Genomic DNA, 2,063 nt, shown 5'->3' with positions numbered 1-2,063 from the left:
GGCCTGCGCGCCGTCGCCTCGGGCGGCGCGACCGGGACGAGGGCGACGGCCACGACGACGGCCGCGGCCGCACCCTCCGCGGCGGCCGCCCGGATCGAGGTCCCCGAGGACTTCGCCGCGCTGGTGCGCGAAGCCCGCCGCCTGTCCCGCGACGGCCACCCCGGCGACGCCCGGCTCTGGACGCGGATCGCGGACCGCATCGCCGACGGCACCGCGCCGCACGACGACGCCCTGGGCCCCGAGGACCTCCTCCGCGCCGAACTCGCCGAGCAGCGCGCCCAGCAGCACTGGATGGCCGACCGGCACACGACCGGAGCCGCCGAACTCGCCACCGCCGTCGAGCACTTCGAGCGCCTGCGGATGCCCTGGCACGCGCTTTCCGCCAGAGCCCGCACCTTCGCCTGGACGGCCGTACCGGGCTCGCGCGACGAGGACGGCGCCGTCCCGGACCACGCCACGGCCCGGACCGGGCTCGACGAGGTGCTGCACGAGACGGAGAAGCTGCTTGCCGAGACCCCCTTCGACGCGGAGCCGCTCGGTGCGGCCGAGGCCGCGTTCGGCACCGACCTGCGCGCCGAGCGCACCCTCGCGTACCTCTCCGTCCGCTACTCCGACGCCTTCGCCGCGTACCAGGAACTCCTCGACGCACTGAACCGGGCGAACGGCCGGAAGGACGCAGCGGAGAGCGGCGAGGAGGACGAGAACGGGGAGGAGAACGAGAACGGGGAGGGGGACGGCGAGGGCGGTCCGGACCGCGAACTCCATTCCCTCACACGGCGGTTCGAGGAGTGCGTCGACACCCTCGCCTCCGAGGGCACGCGCCTCGGTCATCCGCACCAGAGCGCCAACGCACGCCAGTTCCGCGCAGACGTGACGGCCCGCCGCGGCGCCATGGCCGACGCCGAGCGGGAGCTGCGCGCCGCCCTCCTGGACCTCGAAACCGCAGACCGCCCGTGGCGCCGGCCCCGGCCGAGGGCCCTCCTCGCCCAGGTCCTGCTCGCCCAGGACCGGCCGGAGGAGGCCGTGGAGCTGCTGCACGCCGCGATCGCCGACGCCGTCGCGTACGACGACACCTCGTTCCGGCTCGCGCCGACGTATCTGCTGCTCGGCCACGCCGCCACGCACCTCGGGGACCTCACCGGCGCCGTCCGCCACCTCTCCGAGGCCGCTGCCCGCTTCGACCAGGCGGATGAGCCCGGCGACGCCACCGAGGCGCGCCTCCAGCTCGCCGACGTGCTCACCCGCTCCGGACAGCAGGCCGACGCGGTCGCCGTCCTGGAGTCGGTCCTCGCCGACGACGCCGCGTCCGGCGTCGACGGACGCACCCTCGCCCAGGCCCGCCTGGCCCTCGGCCGGGGTCTGCGGGACCTGGAGGAGTACCTCCCGGCCGCCGAGGAACTGCTCCGCCTGGCCGACACCGTCGCCGGCTGGCCGGAGGACGAACGCGGCCCCGTGCTCACTTTGGTCGCCGCCGAAGCCGCCACCGCCCTCGCCCTGGCCGGCCGCTGGGACGCGGCCGACACGGCGTACGAGCGCGCCGTCGCCGCCCACGCCGAGGCGCCCCATCCGCCCCTGATCCTCCTGATGATGCGCGAGTTCGCCCGCCTCGTCATGCAGACCCGCGAGGGCGAGGGCACCGACACGGCGCTGGAGCACCTCTCCCGCGCCGCCGCCGTCCTCGCCGCCCTGCCGCCCGTGGGCGAGGGTTTCGCCGTCTGGTACGAGCGCGGCGAGATCCACTACCGCCGCGCCCGCGTCCTGGCGGAGGCCGGTCGCCACGAGGAGGCCCTGCCGCAGGCCGAGTCCGCGATAGCCGCCCACGAGGAGGGCGGCGACCAGGGCGAACTCCCGCGCGCCGAAGCCGTCCGGGTGGCCGCCCTCATCGAGGGCAAGGGCCTCGACCGCACGAACGAGGCCATCGCCCGTCTGACCACGGCGGCGGCCCGCTGCCGTAACTCCGGTCACCCGGAAGCGGCCCACGTCCTCGACACCCTGCGCCAGGAGTTCCTGTCGCGCTGACGAAGCACGAAGCACGAAGCGCGAAGCGAAGGGGGGCGGTGGCC

The 2,063-nt window shown here is 76.0% G+C and carries 1 pseudogene; it reads left to right on the top strand.

The window, feature by feature from the left end:
• A pseudogene (locus tag IE321_RS41335) lies at positions 1-2,019 on the top strand (hypothetical protein); the annotation flags it as partial.
• Positions 2,020-2,063 lie beyond the last annotated feature (44 nt).

Origin of the sequence: Streptomyces hydrogenans (assembly GCF_014656075.1) — a bacterium.
Taxonomy (GTDB): domain Bacteria; phylum Actinomycetota; class Actinomycetes; order Streptomycetales; family Streptomycetaceae; genus Streptomyces; species Streptomyces hydrogenans.
The sequence above is the reverse complement of the archived record's forward strand: the minus strand, read 5'-3'. Positions and strand labels throughout refer to the sequence as shown.